The 21,420-nt window shown below is 70.4% G+C and carries 18 protein-coding genes; 12 read left to right on the top strand and 6 right to left on the bottom strand.

The features are described 5' to 3' along the window. Positions 1 to 8 precede the first annotated feature (8 nt). Positions 9 to 1,718 carry a DUF1349 domain-containing protein gene (locus AC5L38_RS24180; RefSeq protein ID WP_495245098.1) on the top strand — a complete coding sequence of 570 codons (1,710 nt, stop codon included), beginning with the start codon at positions 9 to 11 and terminating at the stop codon, positions 1,716 to 1,718. 59 nt (positions 1,719 to 1,777) lie between these two features. On the opposite strand, the gene AC5L38_RS24175 is transcribed toward AC5L38_RS24180, so the two are convergent. Beyond that, on the bottom strand, positions 1,778 to 2,065 hold the full coding sequence (locus AC5L38_RS24175; RefSeq protein ID WP_495245097.1) for a VOC family protein: 288 nt from the start codon (positions 2,063 to 2,065) through the stop codon (positions 1,778 to 1,780). Positions 2,066 to 2,261: 196 nt separating this feature from the next. Between AC5L38_RS24175 and AC5L38_RS24170 the strand changes: the two genes are divergently transcribed. Further along, positions 2,262 to 3,029: a class I SAM-dependent methyltransferase gene (locus AC5L38_RS24170; protein ID WP_495245096.1), complete on the top strand. Its 768-nt coding sequence runs from the start codon at positions 2,262 to 2,264 to the stop codon at positions 3,027 to 3,029. Between the two features lie 32 nt (positions 3,030 to 3,061). Here the strand turns inward: AC5L38_RS24170 and AC5L38_RS24165 are convergent, their stop codons facing one another. Further along, a complete protein-coding gene (locus AC5L38_RS24165; RefSeq protein ID WP_495245095.1) occupies positions 3,062 to 4,066 on the bottom strand; it encodes a LacI family DNA-binding transcriptional regulator in 1,005 nt (334 codons plus the stop codon). A 250-nt stretch (positions 4,067 to 4,316) separates the two neighbouring features. Between AC5L38_RS24165 and AC5L38_RS24160 the strand changes: the two genes are divergently transcribed. The 5 genes from AC5L38_RS24160 (at position 4,317) to AC5L38_RS24140 (ending at position 10,668) form a co-directional block, all read left to right on the top strand. Continuing rightward, positions 4,317 to 5,594, top strand: coding sequence for an ABC transporter substrate-binding protein (locus AC5L38_RS24160; protein ID WP_495245094.1), 1,278 nt, complete (start codon positions 4,317 to 4,319; stop codon positions 5,592 to 5,594). An 80-nt stretch (positions 5,595 to 5,674) separates the two neighbouring features. Further along, positions 5,675 to 6,601 (top strand): carbohydrate ABC transporter permease, encoded by a 927-nt coding sequence (locus tag AC5L38_RS24155; protein ID WP_495245093.1) that lies wholly within the window; start codon positions 5,675 to 5,677, stop codon positions 6,599 to 6,601. A gap of 1 nt (position 6,602) precedes the next feature. Beyond that, positions 6,603 to 7,481: a carbohydrate ABC transporter permease gene (locus tag AC5L38_RS24150; RefSeq protein WP_495245092.1), complete on the top strand. Its 879-nt coding sequence runs from the start codon at positions 6,603 to 6,605 to the stop codon at positions 7,479 to 7,481. Beyond that, positions 7,478 to 8,839 (top strand): GH1 family beta-glucosidase, encoded by a 1,362-nt coding sequence (locus AC5L38_RS24145; protein WP_495245091.1) that lies wholly within the window; start codon positions 7,478 to 7,480, stop codon positions 8,837 to 8,839. The genes AC5L38_RS24150 and AC5L38_RS24145 overlap by 4 nt, the downstream gene beginning before the upstream one ends. A 410-nt stretch (positions 8,840 to 9,249) precedes the next feature. Further along, on the top strand, positions 9,250 to 10,668 hold the full coding sequence (locus AC5L38_RS24140; protein ID WP_495245090.1) for an amidase: 1,419 nt from the start codon (positions 9,250 to 9,252) through the stop codon (positions 10,666 to 10,668). Between the two features lie 101 nt (positions 10,669 to 10,769). Here the strand turns inward: AC5L38_RS24140 and add are convergent, their stop codons facing one another. Both add and AC5L38_RS24130 read right to left on the bottom strand, forming a co-directional pair. Next, positions 10,770 to 11,714 (bottom strand): adenosine deaminase, encoded by a 945-nt coding sequence (add, locus tag AC5L38_RS24135; RefSeq protein WP_495245089.1) that lies wholly within the window; start codon positions 11,712 to 11,714, stop codon positions 10,770 to 10,772. Between the two features lie 55 nt (positions 11,715 to 11,769). Continuing rightward, a complete protein-coding gene (locus AC5L38_RS24130; RefSeq protein WP_495245088.1) occupies positions 11,770 to 16,056 on the bottom strand; it encodes an nSTAND1 domain-containing NTPase in 4,287 nt (1,428 codons plus the stop codon). Positions 16,057 to 16,402: 346 nt separating this feature from the next. Here AC5L38_RS24130 and AC5L38_RS24125 point away from each other — a divergent pair, with 346 nt between their 5' ends. Then, on the top strand, positions 16,403 to 16,825 hold the full coding sequence (locus AC5L38_RS24125; RefSeq protein WP_495245087.1) for a hypothetical protein: 423 nt from the start codon (positions 16,403 to 16,405) through the stop codon (positions 16,823 to 16,825). 582 nt (positions 16,826 to 17,407) lie between these two features. After that, positions 17,408 to 17,704 carry a hypothetical protein gene (locus tag AC5L38_RS24120; protein WP_495245086.1) on the top strand — a complete coding sequence of 99 codons (297 nt, stop codon included), beginning with the start codon at positions 17,408 to 17,410 and terminating at the stop codon, positions 17,702 to 17,704. Positions 17,705 to 18,279: 575 nt separating this feature from the next. Here the strand turns inward: AC5L38_RS24120 and AC5L38_RS24115 are convergent. Next, on the bottom strand, positions 18,280 to 18,504 hold the full coding sequence (locus AC5L38_RS24115; protein ID WP_495245085.1) for an Imm32 family immunity protein: 225 nt from the start codon (positions 18,502 to 18,504) through the stop codon (positions 18,280 to 18,282). A gap of 193 nt (positions 18,505 to 18,697) precedes the next feature. Here AC5L38_RS24115 and AC5L38_RS24110 point away from each other — a divergent pair, with 193 nt between their 5' ends. Both AC5L38_RS24110 and AC5L38_RS24105 read left to right on the top strand, forming a co-directional pair. Next, on the top strand, positions 18,698 to 19,081 hold the full coding sequence (locus tag AC5L38_RS24110; RefSeq protein WP_495245084.1) for a cupin domain-containing protein: 384 nt from the start codon (positions 18,698 to 18,700) through the stop codon (positions 19,079 to 19,081). Between the two features lie 414 nt (positions 19,082 to 19,495). Next, entirely contained in the window at positions 19,496 to 19,777 is a 282-nt protein-coding gene (locus tag AC5L38_RS24105) for a hypothetical protein (protein WP_495245083.1), read from the top strand. 345 nt (positions 19,778 to 20,122) lie between these two features. Here the strand turns inward: AC5L38_RS24105 and AC5L38_RS24100 are convergent, their stop codons facing one another. Then, on the bottom strand, positions 20,123 to 20,401 hold the full coding sequence (locus AC5L38_RS24100) for a hypothetical protein (protein ID WP_495245082.1): 279 nt from the start codon (positions 20,399 to 20,401) through the stop codon (positions 20,123 to 20,125). 427 nt (positions 20,402 to 20,828) lie between these two features. Here AC5L38_RS24100 and AC5L38_RS24095 point away from each other — a divergent pair, with 427 nt between their 5' ends. Further along, positions 20,829 to 21,410, top strand: coding sequence for a TIGR03086 family metal-binding protein (locus AC5L38_RS24095; protein WP_495245081.1), 582 nt, complete (start codon positions 20,829 to 20,831; stop codon positions 21,408 to 21,410). Positions 21,411 to 21,420 lie beyond the last annotated feature (10 nt).

The following is a 21,420-nucleotide window of genomic DNA, read 5'->3' as shown; positions in this document are numbered from 1 at the left end:
ACCGGACCATGCGAGAAACCCACGAAGCCACCACCGGACCATCTCTGACCGCACGGGTGCGGCAGGAGTGGGCGCGGTTCCGCACCCGGGGCCGGATGGCCGCCATGGCGGCCACGATCCTCGTCACCGTCCTGCTCGGACTGCTCCACGCGATCCTGCTCGGCGGCGGCTCCCACTGCAGCGACGGCCCGGTGGAGATCCCCTGTCCCACCGGGCCGGCCGGGCCGCACGGCCAGGTGGTGAGCGACACCTTCTACTTCGTCCACCGGCCCCTGGGCGAGAACGGCAGCATCACCGTCCGCGTGACGTCCATGACCGGCGTCATCACCTACCCGCCGCCCGACCACGACGAGATCGTCCCCGGCCTCGTACCCTGGGCGAAGGCGGGCGTCATCATCAAGGACGGCACCGCACAGGGTTCCTCCTACGCGGCGCTGATGCTCACGGGCTCGCACGGTGTACGGATGCAGCACGACTACGTCCACGACACGGCGGGACGCGCGGGGGGCGTCTCGGCGGAGGCACCGCGCTGGCTGCGCCTGACCCGCTCCGGCGACACCATCACCGGCCACGAGTCGGCGGACGGCACGCGATGGACCAGGGTCGGCACCGCCCACCTCGCCGCGCTGCCCGAGACGGTACGGGTCGGGCTCTTCGTCGCGTCCCCGGGTGACCTCACCCTCAGGCCCGTCGCCCTCGGCGCGGGCCTCCCGGAGTCGCGCTTCACCCAGGCCACCGCCACCTTCGACCACGTCAGCGTGGAGAGCGGCACGTCCACCGGCGAATGGAACCACGGCAGCGTGGGCGAGATGGGACACACCGACTGGGAGAAGTACCACCGGGCGGCCGGGCTCGTCGAGTCGAACGGCGCGTTCACCGTCACCGGGACCGGCGACATCGGGCCGAGCGGCGCCGAGGGCGGCCACCCCGTGGAGAGCGGCCTCGTCGGCCTGGTCGTCAGCCTGGTCATCGTGCTCGTGGTGGCCGTACGATTCGTGACCGCCGGGTACCGGCCGGGCAGGACCGGAATCGGAATCACGTCCGGCGTCGCGCCCCATGTCACGTCCGGTGTGACGCCCGGTGTCACGTCTGGTCTCGCGCCCGGCATCACGTCCGGTGTCACGTCTGGTCTCGCGCCCGGCATCACGTCCGGTGTCGCGCCCGGTGTCACGCCACTCACCGGCCGGGCGCTGGCGGCGAAGGCCCTCGTGATCGGCGCGGTCACCTTCCTGGCCGGGCTGGTCTCCGCGGCGGTCGTGGTGTCGGCCGGTCCGAGGATCCTTCGTGCCAACGATCTCAGTGTCGTCGCGGTGCCGGCCCTCACGGGACTGCGGGTCGTCGCCGGCGTCGCGGCGCTGCTCGCGATCGCCGCCGTCCTCGCACTCGCCGTCGGCGCGCTGCTGCGGCGGACCTGGGCGGCGATCCTCGTCACGATCTCGGCGGTCGTCCTCCCGTACCTCCTGGCGGTCCTGCCGATCCTGCCCGACGAAACGGCCAGGTGGCTGCTCCGCCTCACACCCGCCGCCGGCTTCGCCGTCGAACAGACCCTCCATGAATATCCGCAGATGGTCGCCCACTACGCGCCCTCGGCGGGCTACTACCCGCTCGCCTGGTGGGCCGGGCTCGCCGTGCTCTGCGGCTACGCCGCGGTCGCCCTCGCACTGGCCGGCTTCCGGCTACGCCGGAGCGTTCCGGCGTCACGGCCGCGCTGGAGGTAACGACCCGCCACCGGAGGCACGACAGCCGCGATGACCGTCTGTCGTGCCGGCCCGGCCGGTCACAGCGGAGCGCCGCCGAACCCGATCTCGTTCCCGTCCGGATCGCGGTAGGTGGCCTTGCGCACGCCGTTGGAGCAGGTCTCCCGCTCCACGGGGTCGAGTCCTCGCTCGGCGATCCGCGCCACGAACGCGTCGAGGTCGTCGACGAAGATCGTGCGCATGGCGTGACCGGCGTGCCGTGCCAGGTCCATGGCGCTGTGCACGATCGCCTGGCGGACGGTGATGACGGCCGGCTCCTCCGGCCACCACGGCACGCGCCCGACGGCGTCCAGGCCGAGTTCCTCCACGCCGCCTTGAACAATCCCACGATGTCCGCACGCGTCTCCGAGGCAGGCACCCACAGGTCGATCTGCGGGTCGCCGTCGAATTCGTCGAGCCAGGCGGACGCGTCCTCGGGGTCGCGCGCGACGCCGGGCCTTCCGGCGGCCGGGCCGCGGGAAAAGACCGAGCACCGACTGCGCGGCTCGTGTCAAGATGCTCGGCATGTCCAGTCGAGCACTGAGCTTCGGGGTGATGGCGGAAGCGTACGAACGGTTCCGGCCGGGATATCCCGCGGAACTTTTCGACACGGTGATGGCGTACGCGGCTCAGCCGGTCCGGACCGCCCTCGAGATCGGCGCCGGGACGGGCAAGGCGACCCGCCTGTTCGCCCGGCGAGGGGTCGCGGTCACCGCGACCGAGCCTGACGGGGTCATGCTCGCCGAGTTGCGCAAGCACGTGCCGTCACACGTCAGGATCGTGCGGGCCGCGTTCGAGGACCTGCGACCGGGCGAGAGGTACGGGCTGGTCTACGCGGCGGCGGCGTTGCATTGGACGAACCCGGAGGATCGGTGGTCGCGCATGGCCGCGCTGCTGGAGCCGGGTGGCGTGTTCGCCTCGTTCGGCGGGCCGACCCGGCTGTCCGACCCGGCCGTGGAGACGGCCGTTCGCGCGGCACGGTCACCGTTCCTGCCCAGCGACGAGATCCCGTCCCCGGACGGGACGCCTCCGGAGCATGACATGCAGTGGCCGGGCACGGAGCTCCAGCGGTCCGAGTGGTTCGCCGATGTCCGGCAGACCGTGATCGAGCGGCACCTGACGATGAGTGCTCACGACTACGTCGGCCTTCTCTCGACCGTCTCGGCCTATCTCATGCTGCCGGCGCTGGATCGGGAGCAGGTGTTCGGCCGGATCAAGCGGGTTCTGCCCGCGACGGTCGAGATCACCGCCGACATCACCATCCACCTGGCGCGTCGACGTCACGAGCGGTAGTGCCTCGGTAGCCGGACGCCCGCGGGCCCGGTCTACCCGGTGGAGCCGCGGACGACCAGCGGGGTGGGCAGGATCCTCGGGAGAGGGGTGACGCCTTCGTTGATCATCGTGATGACCGCGGCGGCCGCCGCCGTACCGAAGCCCGCCTTGTCCTGGGCCAGCGTCGTCAGCCCCGGCGGCACCAGCGCGGCCAGCTCGATGTCGTCGAACCCGACCAGCGCGATGTCCTCGGGCACCTTCAGGCCGGCCTCCGTTACGGCCCGCAGTGCCCCGATCGCCATCTCGTCGCCCGCGGCGAAGACCGCGTCGGGCGGCTCCTCCAGCTCCAGCAGGGCGCGCATCGCGGCGTGACCGCTCGCCAGGTAGAAGTCGCCCTCGACGACCAGCTCCGGCCGGTGCGCCAGGCCGAGCGCGGCCAGCTCCTCCAGGTAGCCGCGCAGCCGCTCCGCGCCCGGCCTGGTGTGGGCCGGGCCGGTGATGGTGGCGATGACCCGGCGCCCGGTCGCGTGCAGGTGGCGGACCGCCTCGCGCGCCCCGCCCACGTTGTCGGAGGTCACGTAGGTGGTCCGCGGCCCCTGGACGGGCCGGTCGAGGGAGACGCACGGCACCTCCGACGCCGCCAGCGGCTGGAGCGAGGGATCGGCCCTGCCGTTGTCTATGAAGACCACGCCGTCGAGGTTGTGCCTGCGCACGGCGCGGAGAAAGCTGTCGGGCGTGCCGTCCTCGCTGGTGGCGAGCATGAGCAGGTGATAGCCGCGCTCGCTCAGCGCGGTCTTCAGCCCGATGAGGATCTCCTGGAAGAACGGGTGCCGCCAGCCGGGGCGGCGGTGGTCGGTGTCCCAGATCAGGCCGACCATGTGGGACCTCTTGGTGGCCAGGGTGCGGGCCGACTCGTTGGGCAGGTATCCGATGCGTGCCGCGGTGCTCAGAATGAGCTCGCGGGTCTGGGCGTTCACCACCTCGGGGTTGTTGAACACGCGGGAGACAGTCGCCGACGACACCCCGCAAAGGCGCGCCAGCTCTCGAATCGTTGCCACGGGCGTACGGTATCGCATCTCGCTGAAACCGGTTTCATGTAACCGGTTGCATGGAAGTTATGTGAGAGCCCGCAACGTGTCAACCCACCCCTGGAGATTTCCGGCGCGTGACATTTCTGTGACTTGACGAAGGACGGTGGTGTTCTGTGGAATGTCCCACTGACAGGCCGATGCCGCACCGTTGCCGCGGGGCTCGGCCTTCTCATCGCATCTCGCAGTCACCCTCCATCTCCCTTCGAAGGAGTCCCAGGTGTCTGCTGGACGAATCCGTCTCGCCGCTGGAGTGCTGGCCGCCGGCATGCTCGCCGCCGGTTGCGGCGGCTCCCCCTCCACCGGCTCCACACCGACCGACGCCAAGGTCACCCTGACCCTCAACCTGTTCGGGAACATGGGCTTCAAGGAGCTCTACGCCAAGTACGAGGCCGCCCACCCCAACATCAAGATCGTCGAGAGAACGTCGGCGTACAACGACCACCACCGCAACCTCGCGGCGCACCTGGCCACCCGCAGCGGCACCGCCGACATCGAGGCGATCGACACCGGCTTCGTCGCCCAGTTCAGGAACCAGCCCCAGCACTTCGCCGACCTGCGCCAGCACGGCGCCGACCAGCTCAAGGACCGCTGGCTGCCGTGGAAGTGGGAGGCGTCGCTGGCCAAGTCGGGGGCCCAGATCGGCTACGGCACCGACGTCGGCGGCCTGGCCATGTGCTACCGCCGCGACCTGTTCAAGAAGGCCGGGCTGCCCACCGACCGTGACGAGGTCGCCAAGCTCTGGCCCGACTGGACGTCCTACTTCGAGACCGGCAAGCGCTACACCGCCAAGAAGCCCGAAGGCGCCGCGTTCTTCGACGGCGGCCCCCAGGTCTTCAACGCGATGATCGGCCAGGCCGAGACCGGCTACTACGACACCCAGGACAACGTCGTGGTCGCCACCAACCCGGCGATCCGCGCCGCCTACGACGAGGTGCTCAAGGCCGTGGCCGACGGCCAGTCGGCCAAGCTCGTCGGCAGCTCGCCCGCCTGGAACACCGGCTTCGCCAAGAGCCAGTTCGCCACCATCGCCTGCCCCGCCTGGATGCTCGCCAAGATCCAGGACCAGGGCAAGGACTTCGCCGGGCAGTGGGACGTGACCGCCATCCCCGGCGGCGGCGGCAACTGGGGTGGCTCCTACCTGACCGTCCCCGCGCAGAGCAAGCACCTGAAGGAGGCCGTGGAGCTGATCACCTGGCTGACGGCGCCCGAGCAGCAGATCGAGGTGTTCACCAAGCACGGCATCCTGCCCTCCACCGTCGCCACCTACGACAAGCCCGAGGTGACCGGGCTCAAGCACGAGTTCTTCAACGACGCGCCGATCGGGCAGATCTTCACCACCGCCGCCCGCAACCTCAAGCCGCAGTACCAGGGCCCGAGGGCCGGCGACATCCAGACCGCCATCCGCGACGCGATCAACCGCGTGGAGGAGGGCAAGCAGGACGGCGCCGAGGCGTGGACGCAGGTGCTCGGGGACATCGAGCGCATCAGCAAGTGACGCGCACCGATCCGTGAGAGCCGGACGACGGCGGGCGGTCAGGGCCCGCCGTCGTCCCCCCTTCCCCCGAGGAGCCGACCGTGACCTCCGTCAGATCGGGGCCCCGGCGCCGCTGGGCCTACCAGCTCGACGTCAAGGGCTCGCCGTACCTCTACATCGCCCCGTTCTTCCTGCTGTTCGGCGTGGTGGGCATGTTCCCGCTGCTGTACACCGCCTACGTCTCCCTCACCGACTGGAACCTGCTGGATCCGGCCCGTGAGTGGGTGGGGCTGGCCAACTACGCCGAGCTGCTGGCCGACGACTACTTCTGGAACGCGCTGTTCAACACCGTCAGCATCTGGCTGCTGTCCACCGTGCCGCAGCTGCTGGCCGCGCTGTTCATCGCGCACATGCTCAACCGCAGGCTGCGTGCCCGCACGCTGTTCCGGATGGGCGTGCTGCTGCCCAACGTGACCTCGATCGTCGCGGTCACGATCATCTTCGCCCAGCTCTTCGGCCGCGACTTCGGCATGGTCAACTGGGCACTCGGCCTGGTGGGCCTGGATCCGATCGACTGGCAGGCCGGCACGCTCTCCTCGCACGTCGCGATCTCGCTGATCGTCATCTGGCGGTGGACCGGCTACAACGCCCTCATCTACCTGGCCGCCATGCAGACCATCCCCGAGGACCTGTACGAGGCGGCCCGGCTGGACGGCGCGAGCCAGTTCACCCAGTTCCGGAAGATCACCGTGCCGATGCTCCGTCCCACGATCATCTTCACCGCCGTCGTGTCCACCATCGGCGGCTTCCAGATCATCGCCGAGCCCCTGCTGTTCCAGGCCGGCACCGGCAACCCGACCGGCGGCTCGGACCGTCAGTTCCAGACCGTCGGCCTCTACCTCTACGAGCAGGGCTTCAGCATGTACGAGTTCGGCTACGCCTCGGCGATCGCCTGGACGCTCTGCATGATCATCGTGGTCATGGCGCTCGTCAACTTCGCCATCACGCGCAGGATCAGGAGCAGCTGACATGGCAACCGTCACCGCCGTCCGGCGCGGCTTGACCCGCCGGGCCGTCCGGCGCGGCCTGAACCCCCTGGGAGCGGGGTTCTGGACCTACGCCGCGCTCGTCGCCGTGCTGCTCGGCTCGCTGTTCCCCATCTACTGGTCGCTGATCGTGGCCTCCCACGACAACGACGCCATCGCCAGCGTCCCGCCGGTCCTCACCCCCGGCGGCCACCTGTTCGAGAACATCGCCCGGGTCTTCGACACCACCGCGTTCGGCCAGGCGATGCTCAACTCCTTCCTCGTGTCCGGCTCGGTCACCGTCTCGGTCGTGCTGTTCTCCACGCTGGCCGGCTTCGCCTTCGCCAAGCTGCGCTTCCGCGGGCGCAACGTGCTGCTCGTCGTGGCCATCGCCACCACCACCGTGCCGCAGCAGCTCGGCATCATCCCGCTGTACATCCTCATGGCGGAGCTCGGCTGGACCGGCAGGCTGGAGGCGGTGATCGTGCCCGGCCTGGTCACCGCGTTCGGCGTGTTCCTCATGACCCAGTACCTCTCCAGCGCCATCCCCGACGAGCTGCTGGAGGCCGGTCGCATCGACGGGTGCAGCACGCTGCGATTGTTCTGGCACGTGGTGCTGCCCGCCGCCCGGCCGGCCGCCGCCGTGCTCGGCCTGTTCACCTTCATGCAGGCCTGGAACGACTTCTTCTGGCCGCTGGTCGTCCTCACGCCGGAGAACCCGACCGTCCAGGTCGCGCTCTCCAGCCTGGCCAGCGGCTACACCACCGACTACGCGCTCGTGCTCACCGGCACCGTGCTCGCGATCGTGCCGATCGTGGCGGTCTTCGCCGCGCTGGGCCGTCAGATCATTGGGGGAATCATGTCAGGAGCGATCAAGGGATGACCCAGGAACGTACCGCCTTTCCCGCCGGGTTCGTGTGGGGGACGGCCACCGCCGCCTACCAGATCGAGGGCGCCGTGGACGCCGACGGGCGCGGGCCCTCGATCTGGGACACGTTCTGCCGCGTCCCCGGCGCGGTGGCCAGGGGCGAGAGCGGCGAGCACGCCTGCGACCACTACCACCGCTGGCGGGAGGACGTGGACCTGATGGACCGGCTCGGCACCGGCGCCTACCGCTTCTCGCTGGCCTGGCCCAGGATCATTCCCGACGGCGACGGCCGGGTGAACCGGCGCGGCCTCGACTTCTACCGGCGGCTCGCCGACACCCTGCGCGAGCGCGGCATCGAGCCGTACGTCACCCTCTACCACTGGGACCTGCCCCAGGCGCTGGAGGACCGCGGCGGCTGGCGCGACCGTGACACCGCCGAGCGCTTCGCCGACTACGCCGAGGTCGCGCACGAGGCGCTGGGCGACATGGTGTCCCACTGGATCACGCTGAACGAGCCGTACTGCTCGTCCATCGTCGGCTACGCGGAGGGCCGCCACGCGCCCGGCGCGCGCGAAGGGCACGGCGCGCTCGCCGCCGCCCACCACCTGCTGCTGGGCCACGGCCTCGCGACGGCCAGGCTACGGGCGGGGGCGGGGGCGGAGCAGCAGGTCGGCATCACGCTCAACATGTCGCCCACGGTGCCCGCGACCGGCTCGGCGGCCGACGCCGACGCGGCGCGCAAGATGGACCTGCTGGTCAACCGGCAGTTCACCGACCCGCTGCTGCTCGGCACCTACGCGTCCGACATGGCGGAGACCTTCGGCGCCATCAGCGACTTCTCCTTCCGCCACGAGGGCGACCTGGAGGTCATCGGCGCCCCGCTGGACTTCCTGGGCGTCAACTACTACTACCGCATCCACGCCGCCGCGGCGCCGTACGAGCAGGCGGACCCCGCGCTGCGCTCCGCGTTCGACCTCGGGGTGCGCAGCGTCACCCCGGACGGCGCGGCGACCAGCGGGCTGGGCTGGCCGATGGAGCCGCAGGGTCTCCACCAGACCCTCCTCGGCCTGACCCGGCGCTACCCCGCGCTGCCGCCGATCTTCGTCACCGAGAACGGCTACGGCGACGACGGGCCCCTCGACGACACCGGCCGCGTCGGCTTCCTGCGCGACCACCTGGCCGCCATCCGCACCGCGATGACCGACGGTGTGGACGTACGCGGCTACTTCTGCTGGTCGCTGCTGGACAACTTCGAGTGGGCCCGCGGATACGACGCCCGGTTCGGGCTCGTCCACGTCGACTACGAGACCCAGGCCCGCACCGAGAAGGCGAGCTACCACTGGCTGCGCGAGTTCATCGCGAAACAGGGGTGAGGCTCCCGGCCCTCGACCCCGGCACCTCGTCGGTACGGGCGCCGGTCCACGAGACCGCGCCTCGTACCGCACCCGCCCGGGACTCCGGGCCGGGACCACGTCCGGCCTCTCCCGGGACCCGCCCCCCGCAGGGGGACCTCGGCCCCTAATTCGGTCGACAGCGCGCGACGGCCGCTGTCAGCATGGCCTTCATGTCACGAGCGTGGTAACACCTCGATCGCTGCCAGGGACGGTTCCCGGAGCCACGGGCCCGGTGTGGAGACCATCGTCCCCGGTTCAGGCTGCTCGTTGTCAGCGGCGCCCCGGCTCGACCGCGCGCCGCTCACCCGTCCGGACGACAGAGGTCCGGCGACGAAGCCGACCGTGATCGATGTGCGGGCGTCGAGGACGCCGAGAAGAGGATCCCCCAGATGGAACTCCACGAGTACGCGAGGTATGACGCCGTCGGGCTCCGGAAGCTGATCGACGACGGTGAGGTCACCGCGAAGGAGGTCGAGGCCGTCGCCCGGCAGGCCCTGGAGGTGGCGAACGCGGAGGTGAACGGCCTCGTCCTGCCGGTGTTCTCGCCGGCGCTCGACCACGCGGAAGACGGGCCGCTCGCCGGGGTGCCGTTTCTGATCAAGGACCACGGGCCGGTGGCGAAGGGGGTGCCGTTCTTCCTCGGGAGCCGGAGCCTCCCCGGCATCGTCAGCCCGTACGACAGCGACCTGATGGCGCGCTTCCGGGCCGCGGGCCTGGTCACCCTGGGCCTGACCACCGTGCCGGAGATGGCGATCAGTTTCTCCACCGAATCGGTCAAGCACGGGCCGACGCGCAACCCGTGGGATCCCGAGCGGGGTGTGGGCGGATCGAGCGGCGGCGCCGCAGCCCTGGTGGCCGCCGGTGCCGTACCCGTCGCGCACGGCGGCGACGGAGCCGGGTCCATCCGGATCCCGGCCTCCTGCTGCGGGCTGGTCGGGCTCAAGCCGAGCCGGGGCCGGGTCCCGTGCGGGCCCGACCTGGGGGAACCGATGCTCGGGATGGCGTACGAGTTCGGGCTGACGCGCACCGTCCGCGACGCCGCGCACCTCCTGGACGCCGTCCACGGTCCCGGTGTCGGCGACAAGTACACCGCGCCACCCCCGCGCGGCCGGTACGCCGACGAGCTCGGGATCGACCCTGACCCGCTGCGGGTGGCCGTGACCACCGAGGCGTGGTCGGGTGCGGCGGTGGACGGCGAGGTGGCCGCCGCGGCGGTCCGGGTCGGCCGGATGCTGGAGGAGACGGGTCACACCGTCACCGGCGCGAGCCCGGCGGTCGACTGGGACGCCGTCATGCGGAGCACGGTGGCCGAAGCGGTCGCGATCGCCTCCCCGCTGCTCATGGCCCCGAGGCGACCCGACCCGGCCCGGATGGAAGCGGTGTCCAGGCGGCTTCTGCGGGTGGCCAGGGAGTACAGCGCGCTGGACATGATGGCCGCCTTCGGCGCGCAGAACCGGGTGACCCGGTCGGTGGGCGCGTTCTTCACCGAGTACGACCTGCTCGTCACCCCGGCGCTGGGCCGGCTCCCGGCGCCTCACGGCACCCTCCGCTACGACGACCCCGGTCACACCCTGACGAGCTGGCTGACCTCGATCTTCGATTACGGCCCGTTCACCATGGTGTTCAACATCTCCGGCCAGCCCGCGATCAGCCTGCCGCTGGGGCACAGCGAAAGCGGGCTGCCGATAGGGGTGCAGCTCGTCGCCGGCTACGGCCGGGAGGACCTGCTGTTCACGATCGCCGCCCGGTTGGAACAGGCCATGCCCTGGAAGGACCGAACCCCTCGGTTCTTCGTCGGGAGGCGCTGAGCGAAGGCGGCCTCGCGGGCCCGTTCTCCCCACGGGGACTCGCAGGCCCGCTCTCCTCACGGGGACGGGCCTGCTCCTTGCCCGGCGACGGTCCAGGACCGCTACGGACGGCCGAGCCAGGCGGCCGCCCCCGCCTTGATCCGCTCCTTCACCGCGGGCGGGGCGAAGGACGCCTCGGCCCCGGCCACGGCCAGCCCGGCCAGGTCGGCGTCGGTGAGGCCGAAGACCTCGCGCAGCCGGGAGTACTCGTCGGCCAACGCCGTCTCGCCGTCGGTGTTGACCGTGACGACCAGCCCGGCCGCGCGCAGTAGCGGCAGCGGGTGCTCGGCGAACGTGGGAACGAGCCCGAGCAGGACGTTGGAGGTCGGGCACACCTCCAGCGGGATGCCACGCTCGCGCACCTCGGCCACCAGCGCCGGGTCGTCCAGCACCCGGATGCCGTGCCCGAGCCGCTCGGCGTGACCCCTCTCAAGGGCCTCGCGGATGCTGGCCGGCCCGGCCGCCTCGCCCGCGTGGTGCACCAGGCGCAGCCCGGTGTCCCTGGCCGCGTCCAGCACCTCGGCGAACGGCGCCAGCGGGTGGCTCTCGTCGCCCGCCAGCCCGATACCGATCACCTCGTCGTACCGGCCGGCCAGCTTGAGCGTCCGCCACAGCCGCTCCACCGGCCGGCGGCGTGAATGGTCGAGCAGCACCCGGCACTCGATCCCGTAGCGCCTGCCCTCGGCCAGCCCTTCAAGCACCGCCTCCAGCGGCATCTCCAGCGCCCCCACGCGCTCGCCGTGGGACGCGGCGGTGAAGGTCACCTCGGCGTACCGGGTGCCCTGGGCCGCCTCGTCCTCGCAGAACTCCAGCGCCACCCTCCGGAAGTGCTCGGGCGTGCGCAGCAACGCCCGTACCCGGGCCCGCTGGTCGGCGAACTCCCGGAAGCCGACGAACGGCCCCTCCGGCTCGGGTGGCCCTCCCCACTCGCGCACGGTCCGCGGCCGTACGGTGCTCTCCAGATGGACGTGCAGATGAGCCTTGGGCAGCAGACGAAGATCCCTCACTTCCCCCACTCTAAATCGCCCCGGCCGCCCGTCCGTACGATCGGCTCCGGCCCCTTCAGCACGTGGGCCGGTAGTCCACGGAGGGAAGGTAGGTGGCCCACTCCTCGCGGGTGAGGTCGCGGCCGATCTCCCGGCAGAGCTTCCCCGCGAGCGGATCGGGCCGGAGCGACCAGCGAATGATCCTGCCGTCGTCTCCTCCGGAGATCAGGTCCCCGTCGGTGCCGAAGGCCAGGCCCTTGACCGGTGCCGTGTGGCCGGTGAGCGTGGCCGTGAGACTCCCGGACGGGACGTCCCAGACGGTGATCGTACGATCGTCACCCGCGGACGCGAGCGTACGGCCGTCCCGGCTGAAGGCGAGGACCTGGATCGGGGCGGTGTGGCCGGTGAGCGTGGCACGCGGCCCTCCGGTCCGCGCGTCCCACAGTTTGACGGTCCGGTCGGCCCCGGCCGTGGCGAGCAGCTCGCCGTCCGGGCTGTAGGCGACGTCGAGCACCGAGCCCTGGCGTGTCCTGACGGCACGGACCTGCCGGTCCTGGACCAGGTCCCAGACGAGAACGTCTCCGGCGGGGCTGGCGGTGGCGAGCTGCTGATCGCGGGGGCTGAACGCCAGTGCCGAGGCGATGTAGGGAGCACCAGGGAACGGCTCGGCGGACTTCTCCGGGTCGTCGAGGTTCCAGCGGAACCTGCCGAGCGCGGTCCCGACGAGGAAGCGTCCGCGCGGATCGAAGCCGACGTCGGTGGAGGCGCCCAGTCCCTTGTACGTGATCGTGTTGAGCTTCCGCCCGCTGCCGACGTCCCAGACGGTGATCGTGTGGTTGCGGGTGACGGTCGCGAGCCGGTGGCCGTCCGGGCTGAAGGCGACGGCCCGGACGTCGTCGGGATGGTCGCCGAGCGTGGCGATCGGGTTTCCACGCGCGTCCCACAGCCGGACGGTGCGGTCGCTGCTCGCCGACGCGACGACACGGCCGTCCGGGCTGATCTTGATGTCGTTCACGGCCCGGCTGTGCCCGCCGAACGAGGGAACGGGATGCTCGCGGATCATGATGGTGCGGCCGAAGCCGGCCGAGGCGAGCATCGAGCCGTCGGCGCTGAACGCGAGGGAGAGCGCTTCGGCGCGGCTTCTGTCCTGGTAGGTCTCGACGGGCTCACGTCGCACGATGTCCCAGACGGTGATCAGGCCGTTCTCGTCGGCGACGGCGATCCGGCCGGCGACGGGAGCGGACATGTCCCAGATGTAGGGCGACCGCTTGGGCAGCGCGGACAGGGCGGTCACACCGTCGTGGGCGATCCGCCAGAACCGCACCCCGTGATACGACGAGCCCGTGGCGAGGGTGCCGTCGGTGGAATCGAAGCCCAGCCTGTGGATGTGTCCGACGGGCAGCGCGGCGACCTTGGCCCCGGAGGCGACATCCCACACGAGCGGTTTCTCCGTCCCGTCCGTGGCGGACACGAGGAACCGCCGGTCGGGGCTGAACGCGAGAGCCACGACCTCCTCCCGGTGTCCCTTCAGCGTGCGCCGCTTCCCGCCGGGCAGGTCCCACACCTCGATCTCGCCGTTGCCGGCCCCGACGGCGACCTTCCTCCCGTCGGGGCTCAGCGCCATCGCGTCGGTGAGCCGCTCCCGTCGCCGCTGGAACACCGGCCGGCCGGAGCCCAGGTCCCGCACGACGATCGAGCCCCTGCTCGCCGCGATGGCGGGCTCCCTGGCGTTGGAGGCGAGCAGCCTGCCGTCGCGGCTGAAGGCCGCCGCCCTCGCGTAGACGTTTCCCGCCCCCGCGAGTCGCGCGTGCTCGGAGAAGGTCGCGACACGTTCGCGGCCGCGCGGGTCCCAGAGGCCGACCGTTCCGTCGGTGCCGGCCGAGGCCAGCCGCGAGCCGTCCGGGCTGAACGCAACCCCGAAGATCGCCGGCCCCTCGGTGTTGAACTCGACGCGGCGGCGCGCCGCGGCCGACACGCTCAGGAGGCCGCCCCGCGTCTCGGTCTCCGGATTGAGACGGAACGCGGCGATCGCCAGCAGGCCGGCCAGATCCGGATCGGTGTCCAGGAGGGACACGGCCTTCAGCGACAGCTGCCTGGACAGGGCGACCAGCTGCTGGTGGCCTGCCTCCTGCCCCTGCCGTACGGCCACGCCCCCGCCGAGCAGGGCGAGCAGGAAGAGCGCGGCCATCCCGCCCAGGAGGCGTTGCAGGAGCCGGGTGCGGCGTCTCGTCGCGTCGCGCTCGCTCTCCTCCAGCACACGGCTGGCCCGCAGGAAGGCGCTTTCGACGTCGTTCAGCTCCTGCGGGTGATCCTCCGCCCAGGTCCGGGCGGCGAGAAGCTGGACGCCCCGGTACAGGGCTCCGGAGTCGCGCTCCAGTTCCCGCCACGTCTGCGCGGCATCGGTGAGCCGCCGATGGACGAACAGGTTCTCGCGGTCGTCGGTGAGCCAGCGGTGAAGCCGGGGCCAGGCCCGGATCAGCGCTTCGTGCGCCACGTCCACCGTCTCCTCCGCGAGGACGACCAGCCGCGCGGCGGCGAGCCGGCCCAGCACGCCGGAGGTGACCTCGGGGTCGGCCAGGCCGACGAGCTCCGCCCGGGAGATGGGCCGCCTGGTGTCCTCCGTGCCGTCTCCCAGCGCGGTCAGTCTCACGAAGATCCTGCGTGCGGCCTGCTGTTCCGCGCGGGCGAGCTCGTCGTAGACCCGTTCCGCGCTCTGCGCGATGGCCCCGCGCACGCCGCCGGCCGCCTGATAGGCCGACAGCGTGAGACTCGGGCCGGTGCGATTCCGCCAGGTCTCCAGCAGCGCGTGCGAGACCAGCGGCAGGTTGCCCGGCTCCTCGGCGGCGTCGGCCAGGACCGTGGCCAGCAGGTCGGGTTCCACGGTGAGCCCCGCCCGGGCGGCGGGCCGGACGACGATCTCCTGAAGGTCCGCCGTCGAGACCGGCCCCACGAGCAGCTGGGCCTCGCCGCCCAGAGCCTCGACCAGGCCGGGATGCTGGGTCAGGTGGGCGAGGAAGTCGGCCCGTATGCCGAGCACGACGACGGTGCGGCGGTCCGCGCCGAGTGCCAGGCCCAGCAGGACCTCGACGAACCGGCGTCGCTCTCCGTCGTCGGCGCACAGGGTGAAGGTCTCCTCGAACTGGTCCACCACCAGCAGCAGGCGGGTCTCCCGCGTGCCGTGCGGGGCCGTGTCCAGGGCGGCGGCGTCCAGGGCGGCGTTCAACGCGCCGGGGTCGCCGGACAGTTCGTCACGGAGCGTCTCGGGGTCGCCGCCCGACACCTTCGCCACCAGGTCGGCCAACGTGTCCAGCGGGTGTTCGCCCGGCGTCATGATCAGGCCCGCCCTGCCGGAGACGGGCTCCGCCGTACCGTGCTCGCCGGAGCCCGCCCCCAGCAGGCCGGCGCGCAGGAGGGACGACTTCCCGCTTCCCGACGCCCCGAACACGCCGACCACCGCAAGCCGGTCGACCAGCTCGCGGAGCCGGTCGACCAGCTGGGAGCGGCCGAAGAACCACTCCTCGTCCTCCGGCTGGAACGCCACCAGGCCCCGGTACGGGCAGTCGTCCGCGGCCCATCCCTCCGTCGCCCGCGGCGCGGCGGGCATCCGCGCCGGCGGCCCCAGGGCGGGGAGGAGATCCTCGTCACCGCGGAGCATCGTCTCGTGCAGGCGCTGGAGCACGGGGCCGGGTTCGATGCCGAGCTGCGCGTTCAACAGGTCGCGGGTCCGGCGGAAGACCTCCAGCGCCTCGACCTGACGGCCGGACCGGTACAGCGCGAGCATGAGATGAGCGCGCAGGCTCTCCCGGTACGGATGCCGCCGGGTGAGATCGGCCAGCTCGGCGGCGAGCTCGACGTGCCGCCCCAGGCCGAGCTCGGTCTCCGCCAGCCGCTCGTGAGCGATGAGCCGCGCCTCCTCCAGTCGCCGGGCCTCCTCGGCGATGAGCGCGTGATCGCGGAACTCCGCGAACGCCGGCCCCCGCCACAGGTCCAGCGCCCCGCGCAGCCGGTCACGGGCCAGTTCGACGTCTCCGCTGCCCAGGGCCGCGCTCCCCTGCGCGGCGAGACTGCGGAAACGCGCGGCGTCGAGCGAGTCGGTGATGATCGCGTATCCGCCCGGCCGTCCAGGCAGGACATGGGCGCCGAACGCCCGCCGCAGCTGGTGGACGTAGAGATGGATGTTGCGCCGCGCGGACACGGGCGGCTGGTCACCCCAGACCGCGGCGATCAGCCAGTCGATCGACACCGGCTGGCCGGCCTTGGACAGCAACGCGGCGAGGGTGAGTTGAAGCTTGGGTGCCCCACTGACAGGAACCAACTGGCCGTCGCGGGAGACGCTGAGCGGCCCCAGAACGTGAAATTCCAATCAATCCCGCCCTCATCGGACTTCGGAATGAAGAATCCTGGACCGCCGTCGGCTTTGTCAATCGTCCAGTCATGGTGGGAGCCCCTGCCCCGGGCGGGCCGCCCCAAAGGTGCCGAAGCGGGTTCCAGCAGGGCCTATACCGCACATATACCGGCCTGTCTGATGCTCAAGCCGAGCCGATCCCGGCTTCGTACCGACTGGGGGGACGAAGCCGGGACGCGACTCGATGTCCGCCCGTGAACGTTCGGACCGGGACCACCTGAATCCTCAGGCGCATCTGATGAGACATGGGTCCGGCGCCCAGGTGGGTCGTGAAGAACTGTCGTACCAAGACCAGGGAGGCAAGATGACCACACGCAGGACCGGAAGACCCATGCCGCTCCGACGGATGGCGGCGGCGGGCACCATGGCGATGGCGTTCCTCGGGACGATGCTGGTCGCCGGGCCGGCCTCGGCGGAACCGTACGGCACTCGCACCTGCAACAACGCCCCTCCGCTGGTCTCGTGCACAACGGGGTCGCTGGAGCCGCACAGCTCGCAGAGGTGGCTCGAGGTCAAGCTCAACCCCAGCGGCGCCGCGGTCTGCCGGGTCAACTGGTGGCTGTACGACGTCACGAACAACTGGAGCCTGGCGGCCTCGGGCACCAAGAACGTCATAACCAGCACCACGACGTTCAAGGTCAACAACCTCAACGCCAGTCACTACTACAGGCTCGAGTCCACAGCCATCAACTGCATGCTCTCGATCCGGTTGCGTAACTGGACCTGACCGGACGGCATGGCCGGAGCGGTCCGCACCACGTCCGACGGGGGCCGGTGCGGGCCGATGCGGGCCGGTCAGCCGGCGAGCGGCGGCACCGGGTGGCGAAGCGACTCGATGCCCTCACACGAGAACGACTCAGGAGGGGATCGGCACACAACGAACACTGAGGGACGCGAGGGCGACGTGACGATCGAAACCCAGGCGGGGAGGACGGTCCCCGCCTGGGTTTCCGACCGGGTGGAGCCCAGGGGAGGCTCACGAACCGGCCCGATCTCGCGCCGTGCGGCCCGTGAGCCGGGCGGGGGTCTCCTCGCGAGTGGCCGCGGCCGACCGCTGTAGACCTCTGTAGACCTTTGTAGACCTTTGTAGACCTTTGTAGACCTCTGCAGAACGCCCTCAACGGCCGCTGACGCCCGGTGGTCGTCCCGCCGCCGGTGCGGCCTCCCGGCTCCCCGTGGCGGGCCGGGGCGACCGGCACGTACGCGGTACGTGCTCGACCCGCTGAGAGTGACGCCGACACTTACCGAGCCTTATGGCGACATGGAATGATCCTTTCGCGGATCGGACCTAGCGTGGTGAGGGTTGTGCATGTCTACGAGGGCGATCGCGTTCGTTGCTTTCCTGCTGATCGGTTCGGGGGTTCTCACCGGCATACTTCCTGTCACCGAGCAGGGGGAGAGATGCGGCTCGGCGTTCAAGGGAATCTCACTGTCCGAGGACGAAACGGACTCCGTCTCGTTCGCCAGCCAGTGGGACCGGGTGGCGTCCTGCGAGGACGTCCGGAACCTGGTGAGGATTCCGGCGATCGTACTGATCGCGGCTGGTGGCGTGACGCTGCTGGCTGCTGTCAGTAAGCGCTGGACCCTCACCATCTCGCGCTTCTGATGTCGATACGGTCGCGCGGAAGCTCGAAACGGCTCCGGAGACAACGAGGACCCGGCCTGGGATCCTGTGCCGGCATGGGCATTCGCGCCTGGAGCGGGTGACGGGGATCGAACCCGCGCCGTCAGCTCGGGAAGTGCGTGGACCACGCCTCGCAGGATGGCCGGACCGCGAGTTCGTCCGGTCGTGAGTGACCGTGGTCGACCCCTCGTCACCGAGGTTGACGGCACGACGATGGAAGGTGACCGCAGGCCGATGGCCGGGCGAAGTCATCGGTGGACGCGGTTTGCAAGATCAGGCATGCTGGTCCCCCTAGGGAGGATCAGATGGAATTCGGGTTCACCGGGATCTCGTTCTTGCTGGTGATGTGGGCTGTTCCGATCGCACTGATGTTCTTCTTTCTTTACTGGACGATCCGCCTGGCGATCAGACATGAGAAACGGCGAGAACCGGGTCCCAGGAGATCCTGACTCAGGAGCGACGGGAACGCATGGCGGCGGAGCGTGTCGATCACTCCGCACCAGGCGGCAGTTGACCCGGGCGTTCGGCCGGCCGTGCGCGGCCGTGGCCGATGGCTTTCAACGGCCCGGCGGCTCCTCGTCCCATTCATCGTGATCAAGCGTGAGACTCACCGAGTCCGGCGTCAGTTCTCCTTTGGACGCCTCCAGATGGAAGTGAACGCCAGGGGGTGTGTCGGGCTCGGAAAGCGTCAGAAGAAGCTGGGCAAGAGCACGAAGTGCGATCTTGTCTCCCTCGATGACGACCTCGCCCGAGTACGCCCGGACGCTCAGTTGATGATCCATAGGCCATGACCTGGTGACTCCGTGGTCCGGGGCGTATACGGGGACACGGATGGTTACGGGCCTGGCCACCTCGGGACGATCGTTCACGCCATCAGTCTTCACGGGTTGCGTACCCGCGCGTACCCCCCATCCCGGAGGCGTCCTCCACCTGGACGGGCGAGGCCGGACGGGTGTCGTGCTAGCGTCGCGGCTCGTGCTGGAGAACGTGTATGTGGGTAGCGCGGACGTGGACGCGGCCAGTGACCGTGGTTGGCTGCTCGGGCACTTCAAGCCGACCGACGACGTCCGGCACAGTGACGGTGTCGAGATCAAATGGGGCGTGCACCCGCGTGGCGACGAGCGTGCCCAATGGGTCACCGGCGAGAAGCGCACGGCGCTGCTCATGTTGATCAACGGTCGTTTCCGGGTGGAACTGCCGGGACGCAGCGTGCTGCTGGCCAAGCAAGGTGACTACGTCGTGTGGGGCCATGGCGTCGATCACTCCTGGTACGCCGAGGAGGAATCGGTGGTGCTCACGGTCCGCTGGCCGTCGGTTCCAGGCTATGCGGTCCCTGACCGGGGACCCGAACACCCGTAGGGCGGCGGCGGAGTGGCCGGCGTCCAGATGAGCGCCGCGAAGCGGTGAGACATGGATCCGAACATCCACCAGATCGCGCGACATGACCGGCACGACCGGCGGCGGAGCGTCGTGAGCCGATCGATTCTCGCCACCGCGTGCGTCGCGGGCCGCGGCCGCGACGCTGATCGCAGCGCCACAGACGGCATCGGCCACGACATCCGACACGCGAGCCTCTGCGTCCGGCACGCGAGTCACGGCGACGGCCTGCCGCCTGGCCGTGGAGGGCTACGTCAGGGACCGCTGGCTCTCCCTGGGCGGGGAGGGCAGGTGCCTCGGCTGCCCGATCAACCAGCAGTACCTGATGCGGGGAGGAGGCGTCCGCAGCACTTCCAGGGCGGTCAGATCGCGTGGTCCCCCCGGCAGGGCGACAGGATGACCGTCGCGGCCACCCAGTGGGACGGCTACCTGCGGTTCCGCTGGGGTCACACCGCCCCGTTCCACTACGACTACTTCGTGGTCTCGTGGTACGTCCCCGGCACGAGCCACCGGGGCACGTCCAGGATGGCGGGGGGCACCTCCGGCGCGTTTAAGATGCCTCGCGGCACCAACCGCAGGTACGTGTTCTCGGTCAAGGGCTGCGACACACACGTCATCGGCGCGGACGTGTGCCGCCAGGGCTTCACCACGCAGGTCAGCACCCCCGGCCACCGCTGAGCACGGGACGGGCGAAGCGGCCGGGGCTCTCCCGTGTCTCGTCCACCAGAAGTGCCGGTGTGCGCTGATGGATTCGGGGCGGGCCAAGCCTGGCGCCCCTGGCCGCCTCGTCCACAACCTTCGCCTGCGTCACATGGTCGAGGCGCGCCGGCAGCCCGGGGTCTGGCTCGGCACCCTCTATCGGCGGTTCCTCGACCGGGCGGCAGCCCACCAGTTTGGAAGATTGCGGCGCGCGATCCTCTGACCTGCTGCGTTCCAGGTCAAAGGTGGTCTTCCCTTACTCGCGAGTCCCCGTGATTCCCTCTTGGTGCCCCTCCTGACGAGCACACGACGGACACGACTCGCTCAGACATCGGACCCGCTGCCGTCGTCGACCCATGACGACGTCTCGATGTTGGCCACCTCCACCGCCGGGATCCTGGCGACCAGGACACCCGCCAGCGGGTTGTTGGGAAACTCCAAGTCGATGACCATCTGTGCCTGCTCCTCTGGGGTGGCTTCAACGAGAACGTTGAAGAGCAGGTATCCGTCGGCTTCGCGGTACGCGTCGGCCGCAAGCTCGATGACCGAGCCCGAGTGCAGGGTGACGAGCCAACGGCTCGGAATGCCGGCAGCGAAGTTCACAGCGACGGAGGTTACTTGACCAAGACGCGCACACGGTATTCGTTTTCACCCCGCACGTTGAGTGCTCTTTCAGGAAAACCTTGGTTCCTGCATGGACGGGTGAAAGAGATCGAACCCGCGCTGTCAGCTTGGGAGTCGTCTACTGGCATTGCCGCCCTGACCTGGGAAAACGAGAGTGCAGGTCAGGGCGGGGCGAGTCCCCGTGCTTCCCCGCTGATCGCCGTCAGAACGGGCACGTAAGGGGCACAGAGTCCGGACACTGATGATCCGGAGGGCGGGGAACCTTGGCATGACGGGTCTCGGCGGTCGAGGTTACGCGCGTACCATCCCGCAAGCCGGACCTGTGGCAGCCGCCGCCCGACCGTGGGAATCTTGTCGCACGTCTCGTATACCGTCCCTGGCGAGGTCGACGAGAAGAGGAGCGCCTGTGAACGAGATCGCCGCCCGCTACCGGATTCGTGCCGGCATCTTCGCGGCCAAGGTCGCCGCCGTCAGGCCTGGCCAGTGGTCCAATCCGTCCCCTTGTGGCGGGTGGAGCGCCAGAGACGTGGTCGGCCACATCGTCGACATGCACGGCGCAATGCTCAGTCCTCTCGGCAAGTCACTCAGCCTCGCGCCCACCGTCGAGGAGGATCCGCTCGCCGCCTTCGTTTCGGCGCGTGCCGACCTCGAAGCCCTGCTCGCTGACCCGGCTACCGCCGCGAGCGAGGTGGCCACTCCGGCCGGGCGGCTCACCGTCGAGCAGCACATCGACCAGGTCGTCAGCGCCGACATGGTCATTCACGGCTGGGACCTCGCCCGTGCCACCGGCCAGGACGACACTATTGACCCGACTGAGATCGAGGGAATGTGGCCCGGCGTCCAGCAGATCCCTGACCAGATGCGCGTCCCTGGTGCCTTCGGTCCGGGCATCGTCGTCTTCGGCCCCGTGGTCAAGGTTCCCGACGGCGCTCCACTCCAGCACCGCGTCCTCGGCCTCCTCGGCCGCGACCCTCACTGGTCCGCGTGACATAGGGGCA

Source organism: Streptosporangium nanhuense (genome assembly GCF_059358815.1).
Note: the sequence above shows the minus strand (reverse complement) of the source record. Positions and strands in the feature narration are given on the sequence as shown.